The sequence below is a fragment of the Pseudoalteromonas sp. SR41-8 genome (genome assembly GCF_014163915.1).
GTDB classification, from domain to species: domain Bacteria; phylum Pseudomonadota; class Gammaproteobacteria; order Enterobacterales; family Alteromonadaceae; genus Pseudoalteromonas; species Pseudoalteromonas rhizosphaerae.
Map to the genome: position 1 here is coordinate 18307 of NZ_JACJEE010000025.1, position 16450 is coordinate 34756.

Consider the following 16450-nt stretch of genomic DNA (forward strand, 5'->3'; position numbering starts at 1 on the left):
CTCCAACCAGTCTTTTTAATCATTTTAATGCTTTAGCTCGACGCCGATAAATCATATACTGGTAAAATTATTTTTATTTTTTACTGCCCTGAGCAATATGTCTGCTAACTTATCTAAGAATGACCTACTCGCTATTTTTGAAGAGATCAAGCAAGAGCAAGCGACTCAATTTCCTTTATCTGAACGATTTATTAAACAGCTGTTTAAGCCTCATGTGCTCAGTAAAGCAAAAGAGTACGTAGCAAATGGTCAAATTAATTGGTTAGAGCATAATCATGATTTCTCTGTCATTGATGCCTCGGTGTTTGGAAATCAAGGCAGTACTTTTACCCAACACATAGAGATAAAGAAGTTAGCCAATGGTTTTGCAGTTGATCGACACTGTTCATGTAATGCCAAAACTAACTGTCGCCACTTGGCTGCTGTATTGTTAAAGCTGAAGATTGATCATTCTGGTGATTACGGCCAAGACTATATAATGAATGATTGGTTTGAAGAGCTAACAACACTTAAGCAAAACCAGTCAGCACAAGCTAAAAATGTACTTTTATTTGTGCTTGATGTAGAAAACAATCGGGTTATTTTAACACCCAAAATTGCCGCTTTCTCTGCAGAACATCAGTATACCCTCGGTAGAAACCTTACTGATCAGCAGCTTAATAGTTTTGTAACACCATCCGATTTACTCGAAACTGATTTTCGTTTATACAGTTGGATCCGTTCTCAAAATGCACTTGGTAATTTAGAGCTTAGAGGGCAATGGGGATTTAACGCATTACAGCAGTTGATTGCTTCTCAGCGTTTGTTTTTTGGGCGTTCTCGTCAGTCGATTAAAGCTGATAGTGCTGAAGATCTGAGTTTTTCGTGGTCACACAAAAAAGATCTTATTCAATTAAATGTAAGTTTAACGGGTAAACAATCCTGGTTCTTACTTAAAACCACACCACCAACTTACCTTGATACAGAGTCACTACGCATAGGCCGTTTACGTACGCCACTAAGTGGTGAAGAAGTTGCTCATATCAGAGCGATCCCAGCCATTCATACAGCTAATTTTGATCGTGTCTATAAGCAATTAGCTGCAAATTTTGGTGACGGTGTGATACCCCATTACCAATCATCTGAACGTAAAAAAATAAAACGGGTAGCAGATACTTGCGCGGTTATTGATGTTAGTAATAGCAATAACCAATTAAAGCTTACGCTTACCTTTAACTATCAAGATGGTAATTACGCTCCAAACTCAGCACCAGCAAATATTCTCAATGCATCGCTTGAAAATACCGTTATCACAGAGCTCACAAATTTAGGCTTTGAACTATGTAAAGGGGCTTTACAAAATGAGTTTGTTTTTAATAAACAATCAGTTATTCATCAGCATTGGTTTAAATACGAGGTTTTGCCTAAACTTCGTCAGCGTGGTTGGAAGGTAACTGATAAAAAACTAGTGATTAAAAAATCAATCACTAATGTCAGCTTGGATGTTAAACGTGGTAAAGGTCATCAAATTGTTAGTAAAATAATGATCTCAAACGCTAAAGCTGCCACCGTATTAGCAAACGATAATTCAGAATTTCAATCACTTAATCGTCAAAGCGAACTTTTTTATTATTATGCAAATGGTAAACAGTTTGGAGTAATAACAAAACCAGCTTTTGATACGCTTACTGATTTTAAAGATCGTTTTGAGTTTATAAAAACACGCGATGAATTACTTATACCTTTATCATTTTTAGTGCATTTAATAAAGATGAGCTGTTTTGCGGTTAACTTAGTCGACGACAGCTTAGAGTCTTATTTAGCTGAGCTAGATGCACCAACTACTGCCACTACAGTGTTACATGGCTTGAATGCGGGCGTGCGGCTTCGCGAGTATCAACATCAAGGCGTTCAGTGGCTACAGTTCTTAAAACGCCATCAGTTAGGCGGAATACTAGCCGACGACATGGGATTAGGCAAAACCTTACAAGTTATTGCATTTTTAGCTAACGCACGGCAACGAGAGCAAGCAGGCCCAACGTTAATTGTCTGTCCAACGAGCTTGGTAAGTAATTGGCAAAATGAAATGGCTAAATTCGCCAGTAGTATTAAAGTGACGACCCTATTTGGTAGCGCGCGGATTGAGCAATTACAACATTTAGCCCAGGCAGATTGCATTCTTACTACTTATCCATTACTCAAGCGTGATATCGCTTACTACTCACCGTTGTATTTCGAGAATATTATCCTTGATGAAGCGCAGTATATAAAGAATGACAGTGCGCAAGTATCTCGTTTAGTTAAGCGTTTAAATGCTCAATTTAACTTATGTTTAAGTGGTACACCGATTGAAAACAATTTATTTGAATTGAAATCATTGTTAGATTTTGCAATGCCTTCCTTGCTTGGTTCACAGGCTCATTTTAAGCAGCATTTTCAGACTCCGATTGAGCGTGACGCTGATAGTGATCGTGCTAAAGAGCTTAAATCACTGATCTTGCCTTTTATTTTACGTCGAACTAAAGCTGAAGTAGCACAAGAGCTACCACCGAAAACAGAGTTGATCAAAGAGTTTGAATTCGAAGCACAGCAAAAAGATATTTATCAAAGCATTACTGATTCTCTAGAAGAGAAAATGGTCGACCTGTTTGCTTCCCAAGGCGCGCAAAAGAGCAAATTAGCCTTTTTAGAGGCGTTATTAAAGTTACGACAAATATGTTGTCACCCGCGTTTGATTGACGAACACACCTCAGCTAGAAGTGCAAAACTTGACTGGTTGAGTAGCCATTTACCAGTGATGTTAAGCGAAGGTCGTAACATTATTATTTTTAGCCAGTTTACTTCTGCATTAGATATTATTGCGCAGCAGTTAGCATCATTGGAGATCAATTTCAGCCTGCTTACAGGGCAAACGCGCCATCGCGATAAAGTGATCGAAGAATTTACCAGTGGTAAAACGTCGGTATTTTTGATCAGTTTAAAAGCTGGCGGTACAGGGCTTAATCTTACTCAGGCGGACACTGTGATCCATTTCGATCCTTGGTGGAATCCAGCAGTAGAAAAACAAGCGACAGATCGTGCTTATCGAATCGGTCAAACAAATCCTGTTTTTGTTTATAAACTGATAATGGCGAATTCAATTGAGCAAAAAGTATTTAAAATGCAACAACATAAGCAAGCGCTTGTTGATGCATTATTTACTGAAAAATCAATGAGTTTTACAAAGTTTGACGAACAACAAATGCTTTCTTTGATAAAAAGTTAGCATTATTTCAAATTAGCCTGATTTATTTTGAACTAAATTAGCGTGAGGGCGTCTACTTCTTTGCTTGTTGTTGAATTGCAGTTTACACAAGCATCATTGTTGATTTCCCCCTATTTGGTTACTAGTTTTAGTAATGATTGAGCCAGCCCATTTTGAGCTGGCTTTTTTTATGCCTGCTATTTGGTTCACGAGTTATTTTCAACAAATTTAAATTTATTTTGAACTAAAGTAGTTTGAGGGCGTCTACTCTTTTGCTTGTTGTTGAATTGCAGTTTACGCAAGCATCATGTTGATTTCCCTATTTGGTTACTAATTTTAGTAATGATTGAGCCAGCCCATTTTGAGCTGGCTTTTTTTATGCCTGCAATTGTGAGCCGTTTCATTATTTCAATAAATTTAAATTTATTTTTGAACTAAAGTAGTTTGAGGGCGTCTATTCTTATGCTTATTGTTGAATTGCAGTTTACATAAGCATCATGTTGATTTCCCCCTATTTGGTTACTAGTTTTAGTAATGATTGAGCCAGCCCATTTTGAGCTGGCTTTTTTTATGTCTGCAATTGGGAGCCGTTGCATTATTTCAATAAATTTAAATTTATTTTTGAACTAAGTTAACTTAGGGGCGTCTACTATTATGCTTGTTGTTAAATTGCAGTTTCCGCAGGCATCATGTTGATTCCCAAGTTTTAGTTACTTATTTTAGTAATATTAGGCCAGCTTACCTTAAGCTGGCTTTTTTTATATTTCACTCTTTTTACTTATCCCTTTAATAAAAGATTGCTGTAATAGTACGTAATGTTTATTTTGCCTTTTTATTTCTAAAATACTGTTATCTGGCCGCAATTGTTTGCGGATAAATCTATGAATTCATTAAATGTTAATTTTTTGTTTCATTTTGATTTGGTTGTGTCTATTATGGAGAATTGATTGTAATATCAATAGTTAGACACATACCTCGTCATTCTTTAAAGGTAGTGATAATGGCTTATTTAATTAATAAACATACAAGCGAATATTGTTTTTTATATGCGCATCATAGTTTTGGGCGGTTTCAATATTCTGTAGATACACTTGTCAACGATCTAAGCGTGTCGAAAATACACACCATTATTGAGTGGTTGAATGGGAAGTGGTATATCCGTGACTTAAGCCTGAATGGTACTTGGTTAAATCATAAGCGTTTGGTGAAGGATGACTCTGAAGAATTAAGTATTGGCGATAAGATTTATTTTGCCGGTAATTCAGAGGTTACTTATGTAGTTAAAGATCTCAGTCCACCTACGGATCAATTAATTAAGTTAGATGACGAGCAAAGTAAAACAGCCGAGACAATTAAGCTTAATCATTACCACCTATTGCCAGAGCAGCAACCTGATAGCGTGGTTGTTTTTGAGCAAAGTAGCGGCCAATGGTTGTTAGAATCATTACACGATGATGAGTTTACGATACGAGAAGTCTTAGAAGATCATAGTATTATTACCTTAGGTGGCAAACAATGGATGTTTCTTTCTAGCCATCTGGAAGTTGCAACCCAGATGAGCTCTGTACCACAATTGTATATAAGTGATTTAGACTTTATTTTTAACCTAAGTTTGGACGAAGAAACATCAGAATTAAAAGTTCAACATCACAATAATAATAAAGATTTTGATTTGCATGTTCGCTGCCATCACTATTTAACCTTAAATTTAGCGCGCTATAGAGCTTTAGATGCTAAAAAAGGAGTATTACCAGCTAACCAAGGTTGGGTAAATACGGAGCAATTAGTGAAAGATTTAGGTGTCGACATGCGCTATTTAAATATACAGATACATCGTGCTCGTAAGCAGTTTTCAGAAGTTCTAGTCAATGTTCATGATGCTGAAAATATAATCGAAAGACAATTGCGAAAAGTGCGGTTTGCTGGTGCATCCTTTATGATTTATAAAGGGTGTGAATTAGAGAGTACCTCGGATGTCGTTAGAGCATGAAACAGTATTAAAATTTAATAAAGTCATCACTAACTATAAATTAATTAAGCTACTTAACCAAGGAGGAATGGGAAGTGTGTATCTTGCAGAGGATACACGTTTAAAGCGCTATGTTGCGATTAAATTATTAAAGCCTACTGAGCACTCAGTAGAACATAGCGATCCCTTGGTTGAAGCACAGCTGCTTGCCCGTTTAAATCACCCAAATATTGTACAAATACACGATGTACTTTTGTATGAGCAGCAAATTTGTATTGTAATGGAGTACTTAAAAGGTAAAACATTACAGCAGTTTCAACATCAGCACGTCACCACACTCTCCGAAAAGCTTAATTTATTAGCACAACTGTGTGCTGGTCTAACCCATGCCCATAGTCAAGATGTAATGCATTGTGATTTAAAACCTAGCAATATTTTAATTGATAAAAATGAATTGAAAATCACCGATTTTGGTATTGCAACATTACAAAATAAGCCGCTTGGTGAGCAACGTGATGAATCCAGTTTTGGCAGTGCTAGTGCGATGTCCCCTGAGCAGCTTAATAAACAGCCGTTAGATTTTCGCAGTGATTTATTTTCTTTTGGTATGCTGGCCTATATGTTTATTAGTGGCCGTCATCCATTTGGTGAAGGATCTGCGCAAACGATTGCTAATAATATTGCCAACGGTAAAGCGTGTAATGCACATGAGATCATTCCCAAGTTACCTAATGAATTATGTGATTTACTAAATCAATTATTACAACGAAAAAAAGACCGCCGCCCTGTTGATGCTCAAAGTGTAGAGCGTAAGTTACAAGCCGTTATTATAGCTATTAAACAGCAAGAAATTTTGGCGCAAGACACAGTTCCACTAGAGCGACTCGCATTACAAAAAAAACCGCCTAAAAAGACTGTTTTTTTAGGGACTTTGCTTTGCATAGCCGTGGTTGCAACAGGATTAATGTATAAGCTGCAAGTACATAAACCAGCAGAGCACTATGTTGCATTTTTACCTCCGGTGGTAAAATCAGCCGCACTGTTATCCGCAGATACAAATATGCTCAAAGCCACAATTGATGATGCTATTAGGCAAAGTATTATTAATAGTAAGCAGTTAAATCTTATTTCGCAGGATGAGGTTGCGCCTATTGTACAAAGCGGCAAGGCTAAACTTACTTTTGCAGATAAGTTACATAAATTAAAGCAAGCAACGGGAGCACAAGAAGTGGTGACCGCTGAGCTTAATTGTATGCAACCACAATGCTATTTAACGTTAGTTCGGCTCGAGGCGCCAAATTGGACGGTAAAAGCGCGCAAGCAATGGCCGATTATTACTGATAACTATAGTCAAATGTACCATTCAAGCAGTCAGCAATTAACAGCTCTTTTTCCTGATTTTGATAGTAAATATATTGCAATGGCGCAACTTAGTGACAAAGTACAAATTGAGCATATAGAGCTTTATCAAAAAGTGCAGCAAGTAGGTGATTACACTGAGCAATTATTTATGCGTATTAAAGAGGCTATTGAACAAACCCCGCAGTTATATGCCAATTATGAGTTACTACGTGAAGTCGCACTGAGTTTGTATCAGCAATCACAGCAAACAGAGTATTTAGATATTGCCAATAAGTTACTTTTTAACTCACCAACTGCGTATCAAAACACCCCTGCATTTGCTAAAAATGCAATGCTGATCGCGGTTGCTAGACAAGATTGGTTAGCGGCTAAACAGTACTTGACTAAAGCTGAGCAAGTTGGAGCTAATACATTAACGCTTTATGAGTTACAGGGTTTATTATATTTACAACAAGATCAGTTGCCTGAAGCACAACAGGCGTTTGAACTTGCATTAAAAATACGTGTCAGCCCAATTATAAAACAGAATTTGGCGCAAGTACTGTGGTGGCAAGGTCAAATTGAAGAAGCAAAGCAGCTGCTTAATGAAGTTATAAACGTAAGTCCTCAAAACTACATGGCAAATCAATTATTGGCCGATATTGCCCTTACCGAAGGGGAATTAGTAGTTGCAATAAAGCAATATAAACAGGCTATTGAGATTAAACCTGATAGCATAGATTTAAGTAACTTAAGTATTGCGTATTCGTTACAAGGAGAGTTTGAGCAAGCATTAGTAGTTGCCCAACAGGCGGTTGATATAAACCCAGAGCATATCAGCTTTCGCCTTAACCTAGCTGATATTGAAAAGGCTTTAGGGCTTAGTGAATCATACCCCGCAAATTATTTAAAGGTAGTTGAGCTTACGCAAGATAAACTAACTCTTGATAGTTATTTAGAAGTCGCGCAAGCATATAGCCAACTTGGCGAAGCTAAACTTGCCTTACAAGCATTAAATAAGGCAATTAGTATTGCGTCAGATCACAATGAATATGTGTTCACTGCAGCGCTTGTATATAGTGTGATTGGTGAATATCAGTCAGCGTTAATGTATATAGAAAAGTCATTAGCGATAGGTTATCACCCGATGTGGTTTAATTTACCCTGGTTTAAATCTTGGTGCCAAAAAGAAGAGTTTATTGCGTTATTGCAGCAATATGACTCCTCTTTTAGTTGTGCTAGTGTTTTAAATTAAAGAGTTGCCCCCGGCCTACGAACAACAATTTTTGGATCTTGTGACATATAAATCTTGCCCGAAGGTACGTGTTTAGCTGTATACCTAAACGAAATAGGTAAATACTCAGTTTCTTTGCCTTCGGTTACTTCAACAACTTTTTCAAGGTTGTCTTTATCAACACCTAAAAATTCGTAGGTTGGTTCTACTTGAGCAATTGTTAAAACTAAAGTGTTGCCATCTGTGATCTCGGTAGAGATATTATATTGGCAATTGCTATCTGCACCACAGTATTCAACGCCATTCCCATAAAATTCCCAATCGGCAGCCACTGATGGATCTAGGCTGATAATAAGCTCTACATATTGTTTTTTCTCAATGCTTTTTGCATCGTTATTTTTAGCATTATTAAATAAAACACTTAGTGATTCAGTTGGGTTTGTTTCGCTATTGAAAAACGTTAACCAATTTTCTTGAGTATGAGGTAAAACAGTTAACGTTTTAACGGAAAAGTAGTTATCTGCTTTACATTGCACTTCAATATTTGGGGTATTGATTTCGTTCATTTTTTCAGTCCTTGTATTGTTGTATAAGTAAAAACCACTTGTTGGTTTTTATAATTATTCTGAGTGTAGAATAAAATAGTTTATATAACGAATTAAGATGAGTATTTTGTAATGTCCTGTAATAATTTTTCGGGTCATAAAAAAGTAAAAAAACCTATCTTGGTATTTTTAGATTGGCTATCATGAACTGTCTTTTGGCTAATTAAAGTTTATTTATGTATATACAGTTACTTACAGACATTGATTGGGTAAGTGTTGGAATTGGTTTTAGTGTTGGCGCGGTGCTTTTTAGTGTTATTAATGCAAGCCGTGGTAAGCGACTAACAGCAGAGCTAAGTGAGCAGCAGCAACAACTAGCTTTATTGCAAACACAGTCCAATGAAAAACAGCAGCAATATACTGCCTTGATAGATGAACACGATTTACTTAAACAAAGCCACCAAGAACAACGCGACGAAACTCAGCACTATAAAACCCGCTTCACTGAGCAAGAAAAGCAAAGCCAGCAATACAATCATTATTGGCGCAAGGCTGAAGCTGATTTAACAACACTACGAAGCGAATACAATGCCCGTGATGTTGAGCTCAATAATATGCGCACTATGCTTGAGCAAAAGCAAAGCCATTTTGAGCAGCAGTTACAACATATTAAAGAAAGCAAAGAGCAGCTTAAAAAAGAGTTTGAAAACCTTGCTAATCAAATACTCGAAGAAAAATCGCAAAAATTTAAAGTCCTTAATCAAGAAAGTATTGAGCAGCTGTTAAAACCTGTCCAAGGTGAGCTAAAAGGCTTCAGGGATAAATTGGAATCAATTCATGTTGAAGATGTAAAACAACGTGAAGCTCTGAAAATAGAGTTATTACATCTACAAGCGAAAAGCCAAGCAATCACTGAGCAAGCAGACAGGCTCAGTAACGCATTGCAAGGGCAAAAGAAAACCCAAGGTAATTGGGGCGAATTAATGCTTGAAAACGTGTTAGACAGCGCAGGACTGCGCGCTGGTACTGATTATAAACGCGAGGTATCGTTTAATACCGAAGAAGGCCGCCTGCGCCCTGACGTGGTGGTGTATTTACCTCAAGGTCGGCATCTAGTGATTGACGCTAAAACTTCGCTAAACGCTTACACTCGCTACGTAAATGCAGATAATGAACTGCAGGCTCAACAAGCAATTAAAGAGCATGTTGAGGCTGTAAAAGCGCGTATTAATGAGCTGGCGAGTAAATCATATGATCGCTTACCTGGGCTTAACTCTCCTGAAGTGGTGGTGATGTTTGTGCCGATAGAATCAGCTTTTGTTGAAGCCCTTAAATACCAAAGTGATATTTACCAACAAGCGATAGAAAAGAACATTCTGGTTGCCACCCCCACTACCCTCTTAACCAGCTTAAATATCGTGAAACAGTTATGGCGCTTTGAGGAGCAAACTAAATACTCCAAAGAATTGGCAAACCGCGCCGAACGTTTTTATAACAAGCTCAACGGCTTTTTAACCAGTATGGAAGGCGTTGGTAAGCAACTAGATAAAGCCAAAGAAAGTTATGACAAAGCGTTTTCGCAGTTATATCGCGGAAAAGGCAATTTAATTAAACAAGCATCTGAATTTAAAGAGTTAGGGGTGTCGGTGCAAAAAGAGTTACCTCAGGAAAGTGTTGAGAGAGCTCACCTTGAATTGGATCAATAGAGAAAATGAAACAGCTGTTAAACAAAGGAATTGCAACGCTAAAATCGGTATCAGATAAGTTTACTGATGAGCTTAATAAAGGCTATGTTTTAGCCAAAGAAAAGGTCAATGGATTACCTATTTTCATATCGTTAGAACATTGTGGAAAAGTAAGTCCGATATCATTTGACGAAAAGCACTATTTTGTAATTCCTTTTGAATTATCAGAGTATAAGTTTGCTTTACATACTATGCGTTGTTTACCTAACGGTGTACCAGAAGTGAATAATCTACCCAAGCGGCGCATTTTTCATTTTCCTAATGAGCATGCTGAAGCTGGGCTTAGGCTGTACATGTTAAATAGTACTAATGAAATAATGCTACAGCAAGCTGCAGAGCGCACTAACACCTTGCAATCACTTGCCAATGACATCGACGCGTTAGATCGAAAGCTTACTTATGGCATGTTATTAGTAGGCGGCCTTGCTGCCATTGCAAACCCTGCTATTGGTGCGGCGATTGCTGCAAAAGCGGTCTTACCTAGTTTTACTGGGCTATTTAATAAATATGGTATACGCGCATCTGGCGATAAGTTATCACAGTATCAGCTCGAAAAAGCAGTAAAAGAAGCACAAAATAGTATAATACAAGAGTTTGAAGCCTCGAATACAGTGCAAGTTATTAACCCTATTTTACAAGAACTAGCACTTACATTAAGAACAACCGAAGCGGAACATGATCCCTTAACTAGTTTTAACTTAGCTGATGGATCTATTCCTGAATTAGCTAATGATACTTGGCGAGAGCTGACTGAAGCAGCTATTTGTCATGTTTATAAAGAAGTTTATGATGACTCGTCGCTACATAAACAAGCGCACTTAGATGCTAAAGATTTAAGGTGGTTAAAATTACTGTTTGACGTGAATGAAGCAAAGTAGATAAGGCAAGCAAGCGATGAACATTGGTATTTATATTTACGATGATGCCGAAGTGCTGGATTTTTCAGGCCCATTCGAGGTGTTTAGTACCGCTAAACGACTCGCTAATAACGATTGGCAGGTGTGTCTTATTGCTGAAAACAATACACCTGTTATGGCGCGCGGTGGTTTTAGTGTAAACCCCCATTACAGTTTTGTTGATCACCCCGCTATTGATTTGCTCATTGTTGTTGGTGGTGTACACACTGTTGAACTTGAAAAACCTGCCGTAATAAACTGGATACGAGAAACCGCTGGTGCTACTGCTAAAGTTGCCTCAGTGTGTACAGGCGCTTTTTTACTGGCCAAAGCGGGTTTACTCGATGGCTTAACGGTTACCACGCATTGGGAAGATCTTGCGGATCTCGCTAATATGTTCCCTCGGTTAAATGTGATCAGTAATAAGCGCTGGGTATCACAAGATAAATTCACCACTTCAGCGGGTATTTCTGCAGGAATTGATATGAGCTTGCAATTAGTTGCTGAGCTGGGGAGCCCTGAGCTTGCAGAGCTTACGGCAAAACAAATGCAGTACCAGTGGCACAAAAAAATTTAACTGTTCGGTAACTGTTCACTGATAAAGTTATGCATATAATCTCTAAGACAAACCGCTTTTTTACTAAGTAAACGACCACTTGGCCAAATGGCATAAATTTCTCGCGGCAGGCTTTGCCATAGTGGCAATACTCTAACTAACTCTTTTGTTTGTAGCTCATTTATAATTTCAAAGCGCGGTAACAAACCGATACCTTGATGATCCGCAACTTGATATTTTACAAAGCCAGTATCGTTATAAATGCTTTTAAAGCGGCACATGTGTGTGTAAGTAGCACATGATTGCGTGTTCGTTAATAGCCATTTATTTCTAAGTGTTGTACCAATTAAACGGTGATGTTTTAAATCGTTCGGTTCAACAAGTTTTGCTGCATTTGTTAGGTACTCAGGTGATGCGACTAAGATAGAGTCGGCTTCTGCGAGCTTTTTTTGCTGTAATAACGAATCAGCTTGAGGGCCGATCCTGAGCGCTAAATCAGCTTGGTTTTTAATAATATCGTCAAGTTGATTACTTAAAATCAGCTCCAACTGAATATCAGGGTATTTCTTGCAAAACGACAACCACATCGGCTTTAAAAAACCATGACAGATATTCAGTGGCGCGAGCACTTTTAGCTTACCACTAAGTTGTTCTTTTTGTTGATTGAGTTGATAACGAGTTTGTTCAAATTGCTCAACTAAGTTGGCATAACTTTGATAGTACACCTGTCCTTGTTGTGTGAGTGTGCATTGGCGTGCAGAGCGATGCAGCAGTTTTTGCCCAAGGCGAGATTCAAGGCGCTGTAAACGCCGCGTAACTGTTGCCGCAGGCAGCGATAAATACTCCCCCGCTTGAGACAATCCTCCTTGTTGTACTATGTGCACAAACAGCACTATATCATCTAGCATGATTCCACTTTTGCAATTTAAGTTTGATTAAAGCTTTATATTTAACATTTTAGTAAGTCTATATCATTGCTCTTAGGTTTTCTTGTTAAAGAGTATTTTTATGGAACACAGTATTAATTGGGTAGCTGTTATTGTTATCGGTGTAGGCGCAACAGCAGTGCTTGATAGTTGGTCGCTATTACTTGCGAAAGTGTTTGGCGTGCCATCTTTAAACTTTTGTATGGTCGGTCGCTGGATAAGCTTGATGCGAAGTGGTCAATTTAAACATACAGCAATAAACAAAGCGCCATCGCAAAAAGGCGAATGCGCAATCGGTTGGTTTATCCATTATGTAATAGGCGTTATTTTTAGTTTTACTTTTTTATTGGTTATGTCAAATGACTGGCTAGTATCCCCCCGCCTAATACCCGCCCTTATATTTGGTTTAGCCACAGTATGTATGCCTTTTTTTATTATGCAACCTGCGCTTGGGCTGGGTATTGCTGCGAGTAAAACGCCAAGACCAGCGTCGGCCAGAGTTAAAAGCTGTGTATCACATTGTGTATTTGGTGCAGGAATTTATATCAGCTCGCTTGTTTTATTGCTATTTTGAGGAGCTACTATGTCTGCTGATTATTGGTTAAATCGTTGGAAAAACAATGATATTGGTTTTCATGAAAGCCGAGTAAATCCATACTTAGATCGTTATTTTACTAACTTGAAAATTCCTCAAAATGGCCGAGTTTTCGTGCCTTTATGTGGTAAAACAAACGACATTGCATGGCTACTCGAGCAGAATATACAGGTTGTGGGCGTTGAGCTCTGTGAAAGCGCCATTAAACAACTATTTGGCTCTTTAAATGTTGCACCTACAGTAACGGTGCACGACAAGTTTAAACTGTATAGTGCGGATAATTTGGCTATTTGGGTGGGAGATATTTTTGCACTAACCGCCAACTTACTTGGATCTGTTGATGTTACATATGATCGCGGATCATTAGTAGCCCTGCCTTTTACACTACGTAAAAAATATAGCAGGCATGTAGTGATGATCACACAAAAAGCACCACAGCTACTTATTTGTTGTGTATATGATCAGTCTAAACGCGATGGCACACCATACAGTATTAGCGCTCAAGAGGTATTTGATCACTATCACCATGCTTATTCGCTACAACTAATTAGATGTGAAGCTATTGCGAATGGAGTTAAAGGCGTTGTACCGGCAAATATAGTTGTTTGGCAGTTAAACAAAAAAGATTAAACTTTATGTTGTATATTGCATGTAATGTTTGGGGTCAATGGATGAATGCTTGCGATGAACGTTCTGATCTTATATGCAAACTTTGCTAAAGTATCTGTAGTTAACCTTGCTCAGTTTTACGAGCGAATCATTTTGTCACTTCCTCAACCATTTGAACAAATACAATAACTAATAACAGCACTTTTAGGATCATATAATGAATATAATCAAAACCTCAGGGCTTGTCCTGTCGGTATTGGCTGGGCTGTCGCTATCAGGCTGTTCGGTAACACACAACGTCACGGCTACAACAACGATGAATCAAATTAGCAATCCACTGTCGCTTGAACAAATCTATAAAGATAAATATTTCAAAGCGCAGCGTAGCACTTACTTTAAATGGCTTGATGATGGCACCGGCTACACCGTGCTTGAAGAACGTGGAAGCGAGAAAGATAAAAAAGACGACGCTGAGAATGCCAAAGCTGATGATGAAAAAGAACACGGCGTAAAAGGCAACGACATTGTATTTTACAATGCCGACGGTACAGGTCGTAAAGTATTAGTTGAGTTTGAAAAGCTACTGCCAGAGGGCGCAGACGAGCCATTTGCAATCGAAAGCTACCAATGGTCAAAAGACGGTAAATGGCTCATGGTATTTACCAATAGTGAGCAAGTTTGGCGTTCACGCAGCCGCGGGGATTTTTGGTTACTCAATCTTGAGACCAATCAATTACAGCAATTAGGTGGCGCAGACGTTGAGCCTACTAAGTTAATGTTTGCTAAATTCTCGCCAGATAGCTCAAAAGTGGCTTATGTGCGCGATAACAATATTTATATGCAAGCGGTTGGCAGTAATGACGTAACAGCGCTAACAACTGATGGCAGCGCTACCATTGTCAACGGCAACTTTGATTGGGTATACGAAGAAGAATTCACCATTGCGGATGGCTTTCGTTGGAGCCCAGATAACAAATCAATCGCTTATTGGCAGCTTGATACTAGCGATGTGAAGTTTTTCACTATGATCAACAACACTGATGAGCTCTACCCTACTCTTAAAGAATTCCCTTACCCTAAGGCGGGTGAAACTAATTCTGCTGTTCGTGTTGGTGTGGTAAGCCTTGCTGATAAGAAAACCCGTTGGGCCAAACTTGAAGGCGATAACCGCGACCGCTACATTCCTCGTATTAGCTGGGCAGGTACTGGGGATGAGTTAATGATCCAAGACCTAAACCGCCCGCAAAGCCATAACAAGGTATGGTTGTTTGACTGGCAAAAACAGCAACTGACTAAAATTTTAGAAGACAAAGACGATGCCTTTATTGAGTGGTTTTACAAAGCCAACTGGTCAAAAGACGGCAAATTCTTTATTTGGCACAGCGAGCGCGACGGCTGGCGTCATCTTTACCGTGTATCGCGCGATGGTAAAACCATTATTGATCTAACACCTGGCGATTACGATATTGTTGATATGCTCACTATCAATGAAGAAAAAAACGTCATGTATTTTATCGCCTCGCCAGAGAACCCTGGCCAGCGTTATTTATACAGCACGCCACTGGATGGTAGCAGCAAACCTGTGCGTGTAACCCCTGAAGAATTTGAAGGCTCAAACAGCTATTACATGTCAAAAGATGCCTCATGGGCAATGCACAGCTACTCTAAATTTGGCACCCCACCAACAAAAGAAATCATTAAAGTGAGCGATCACAGTAATGTTAAAACCTTAGTTGAAAATAACGAGCTGAAAGAAAAACTCGCTGAGCAAAGCTTACCAAGCCATGAGTTTTTCAAAGTGAATGCGAGCGATGGCACCGAGCTTGATGGCTACATTATGTTTCCAAAGAACATGGATAAAGATAAAAAATACCCGATTGTTTTCTATGTATACGGTGAACCGTGGGGCTCAACAGTGCAAGACCGCTTTGAAGGCGACAGCTACTTGTATAAATCACTGCTAACACAAAAAGGCTTTATTGTGGCATCGGTTGATAACCGAGGCACACGCGCACCAAAAGGCCGTGATTGGCGTAAATCGATTTATAAAAAAATCGGCTCAGTCACTGTACAAGACCAAGTTGATGCGCTTGATGCCATGGCAAAACGCTGGGATGTAATAGACACCGACCGTGTTGGTGTATGGGGTCACTCAGGCGGTGGCAGCTCAACCCTTAATTTATTGTTCCGCCATGGCGATAAGTTCAAAGTCGGTATTGCCTCAGCACCGGTGCCAGATATACGTTTATACGACACTATTTATCAAGAGCGTTATGCGGGTAACCCAAATACCGATCCTGAAAGTTACGACAACACCTCGCCAATTACCTTTGCCAAAAACCTAACCGGTAAGCTATTGCTTATTCACGGCACAGGGGATGATAACGTTCATTACCAAGGCTCAGAGCGTTTAATTAACGAGCTTGTTAAGTACAACAAACAGTTTGAGTTTTTCTCATATCCAAATCGCTCACATAGCTTACGAGAAGGCAAAGGTACCACCTTGCACTATCACACTATGATGGCCGATTTTTTTGAAAAGAACTTATTGAATAAGTAATCGCTTTAAAAAAGTTAGATGCTAAAAAGCCACATACTAACAAATAGTGTGTGGCTTTTTTAATCAAAACGTAACGGGGGTTTACAAATTTCAAGTTTGAATACAGAGTCCTCAGTCTGAAATACCTTAATAAATATAGATGCTACTTCCTATTAGGTTTGCTTTTTTGACAAAAACTGTCAAAAATTAGACTTAAATGGTGACATGTGAGTTGTAAATGCTAATATCCATCCAGAAATAATATTTAAGCA

The 16450-nt window shown here is 38.7% G+C and carries 11 protein-coding genes; 9 read left to right on the plus strand and 2 right to left on the minus strand.

Annotation, left to right across the window (positions count from 1 at the left end; genetic code table 11):
* The first annotated feature begins 97 nt into the window (after positions 1-97).
* The 3 genes from H5162_RS15450 (at position 98) to H5162_RS15460 (ending at position 7788) form a co-directional block, all read left to right on the plus strand.
* A complete protein-coding gene (locus H5162_RS15450) occupies positions 98-3244 on the plus strand; it encodes a DEAD/DEAH box helicase (protein ID WP_182778927.1) in 3147 nt (1048 codons plus the stop codon).
* Between the two features lie 979 nt (positions 3245-4223).
* Positions 4224-5213: an FHA domain-containing protein gene (locus H5162_RS15455; protein ID WP_182759755.1), complete on the plus strand. Its 990-nt coding sequence runs from the start codon at positions 4224-4226 to the stop codon at positions 5211-5213.
* Positions 5197-7788, plus strand: a complete 2592-nt coding sequence (locus H5162_RS15460; RefSeq protein WP_182778930.1) for a serine/threonine-protein kinase — start codon at positions 5197-5199, stop codon at positions 7786-7788. The genes H5162_RS15455 and H5162_RS15460 overlap by 17 nt, the downstream gene beginning before the upstream one ends.
* Here the strand turns inward: H5162_RS15460 and H5162_RS15465 are convergent.
* A complete protein-coding gene (locus tag H5162_RS15465; protein WP_182731205.1) occupies positions 7785-8333 on the minus strand; it encodes a hypothetical protein in 549 nt (182 codons plus the stop codon). The genes H5162_RS15460 and H5162_RS15465 overlap by 4 nt on opposite strands.
* A 215-nt stretch (positions 8334-8548) precedes the next feature.
* Between H5162_RS15465 and rmuC the strand changes: the two genes are divergently transcribed.
* The 3 genes from rmuC to H5162_RS15480 are packed head-to-tail and all read left to right on the plus strand — an operon-like array spanning position 8549 to position 11530.
* Positions 8549-10018 carry a DNA recombination protein RmuC gene (gene rmuC, locus H5162_RS15470; protein ID WP_182731204.1) on the plus strand — a complete coding sequence of 490 codons (1470 nt, stop codon included), beginning with the start codon at positions 8549-8551 and terminating at the stop codon, positions 10016-10018.
* 5 nt (positions 10019-10023) lie between these two features.
* On the plus strand, positions 10024-10935 hold the full coding sequence (locus tag H5162_RS21415) for a hypothetical protein (RefSeq protein WP_259397117.1): 912 nt from the start codon (positions 10024-10026) through the stop codon (positions 10933-10935).
* Positions 10936-10951: 16 nt separating this feature from the next.
* Complete coding sequence (locus H5162_RS15480) at positions 10952-11530, plus strand: DJ-1/PfpI family protein (protein WP_145238987.1); 579 nt, start codon at positions 10952-10954, stop codon at positions 11528-11530.
* Here the strand turns inward: H5162_RS15480 and H5162_RS21420 are convergent.
* The gene (locus H5162_RS21420) at positions 11527-12417 is read right to left on the minus strand and encodes a LysR family transcriptional regulator (protein ID WP_257326690.1); all 891 of its coding nucleotides are present in this window, start codon (positions 12415-12417) and stop codon (positions 11527-11529) included. The genes H5162_RS15480 and H5162_RS21420 overlap by 4 nt on opposite strands.
* Positions 12418-12517: 100 nt before the next feature.
* Here H5162_RS21420 and H5162_RS15490 point away from each other — a divergent pair, with 100 nt between their 5' ends.
* The 3 genes from H5162_RS15490 (at position 12518) to H5162_RS15500 (ending at position 16199) form a co-directional block, all read left to right on the plus strand.
* Positions 12518-13009 (plus strand): DUF2938 domain-containing protein, encoded by a 492-nt coding sequence (locus H5162_RS15490; protein WP_145238984.1) that lies wholly within the window; start codon positions 12518-12520, stop codon positions 13007-13009.
* 9 nt (positions 13010-13018) lie between these two features.
* A complete protein-coding gene (tmpT, locus tag H5162_RS15495) occupies positions 13019-13660 on the plus strand; it encodes a thiopurine S-methyltransferase (protein WP_182759752.1) in 642 nt (213 codons plus the stop codon).
* Positions 13661-13856: 196 nt separating this feature from the next.
* A complete protein-coding gene (locus H5162_RS15500) occupies positions 13857-16199 on the plus strand; it encodes a S9 family peptidase (protein ID WP_182778931.1) in 2343 nt (780 codons plus the stop codon).
* Positions 16200-16450 lie beyond the last annotated feature (251 nt).